The sequence below is a fragment of the Thalassospira mesophila genome (genome assembly GCF_002115755.1).
Taxonomy (GTDB): domain Bacteria; phylum Pseudomonadota; class Alphaproteobacteria; order Rhodospirillales; family Thalassospiraceae; genus Thalassospira; species Thalassospira mesophila.
The window spans coordinates 1-1670 of the sequence record NZ_JFKA01000033.1 but is presented as its reverse complement, the minus strand read 5'-3'; the positions used below and the strand labels follow the sequence as shown (position 1 = coordinate 1670).

General features: G+C 58.2%; 1 protein-coding gene. It reads right to left on the bottom strand.

Annotated elements, in window-relative coordinates:
- Positions 1–1182: group II intron reverse transcriptase/maturase (gene ltrA, locus TMES_RS21845; protein WP_211275993.1), on the bottom strand; the 1182-nt coding region annotated here is incomplete at its 3' end.
- Positions 1183–1670 lie beyond the last annotated feature (488 nt).

The following is a 1670-nucleotide window of genomic DNA, read 5'->3' as shown; positions in this document are numbered from 1 at the left end:
CTTGTCCAGCCATTGGCTAATGCGCCGCTTGCGCCTATGAAGAGCCTTGTATTTTCGTCGGGCCCAGCGTTCAAGCGCGCGGTCAATGTGCTGGAAGATGCCAAGCATGGCTGTCCGATAGAACGAGCCATAGTATTGCGACCACCCCTGTATCACTGGATTGTAGAGCCGAGCCACGTCGACCAGCGTCACGTGGGTTTGGCGATTGAGTCGCCACCTGCGTACCGCTTGCCGCATCCGCTTTAAGGCATCCGCACTCGCTCCCGGAAGGAAGCTCGTGAAGAGCTGGTCTTGTTTGCTGAGCGCCTTCCTCGGCCTAAAGGTGAAGCCGAGGAAGGTAAAGCTCACATGCGGATAACCTGCGCGACGGTTACTGTCCTTGCAGTACACGACCTTCGATTTCTCGGGGTGCATCGTCAAGCCACAGGCAGCCAGCCGTGAAGCAATGGAGCGCATCACGTACTCCGCTTGCTTTCGACTGCGGCAGTGCACCACCGCATCATCGGCGTAGCGGGCAAACGGGCAGTTGGGGCTGGTACGTTGCATCCAGGTGTCGAAGGCATAGTGCATGAACAGATTCATCAGGAGGGGACTGATCACTCCACCTTGCGGGGTGCCGCGTTCGCGTCGGACGCGCATACCGTGATCCGTTTCGAACGGCGCAACCAGCCACCGCTCGATGTACAGAAGTATCCAGTCCTCCTTGATGTGCAGGCGCACCGCCTTCATCAGCAACCCATGATTGATCTGATCGAAGGCTGCCTTGATATCAAACTCCACCACCCAGTCGTATCGCCAGCAGCGCTCACGCGTGATCGCCACCGCCTGCTTCGCTGATCGTCCCGGCCGGTACCCATAGGAGTCCGAGTGGAAGATCGAGTCCAGCTCCGGCTCGATGAGAAGCTTGACCACGGTTTGCGCGACACGATCACCAACCGTGGGCACTCCCAGCTTGCGCGTGCCTCCCGATGCCTTGGGAATTTCTACTTGCTTGACCGGAGGCGGGAAGTACGACCCCGACGACATCCGATTCCACAGCTTGTAGAGATTCTTAGACAGATCCCGCTCGAAATCGGCGATGGTTTCATCGTCGATGCCGGCAGCACCGCGGTTGGCCCTGACCTGCTGGTAGGCGTCCCATACCGTGCGTTTCGCTATGTCATAAGGTTTCGCCGAGCTCACGCCACTCATCCCCGGAGGTTGGCAACGCTCGTCGGCCGGATAACGCCGCCCCTTCGCTCCACCTCCATTACAGAGGCTTCATCGCTACTACGGGAGGCTCCGCCCCTCGTTCCAGCATCGGTATTCTTCCTCATGGTGTTGGCCATTTGTCATTTTCCTTCGCATCTGGAACAAGGTTCTCACGTTCCGTACCAAAGCCTGTATGAAGATCATGCCGCCTATACACCGGCTGCCATCGGGTCCGTAAGCAGGTAACGCCCCGACTTGTCCTGAAGCCAGTACTCCACCTCAGTTTCGGCAGCACCTTGGGCATAACGATGCGTCATCGGACGGTTTGCTTTCGCTCATCTTCTCCATACTCACCTGCCATCCTCAGGGATGACTTTTCCTCGGTCGCTCACCACCACACCTTTTGGATGCAGCAGCACCGGGTGGTTTGAAGTCCGCTCCTGCAAGCCGACTTCGGAAGGCCTACTTCCATCTTCGGC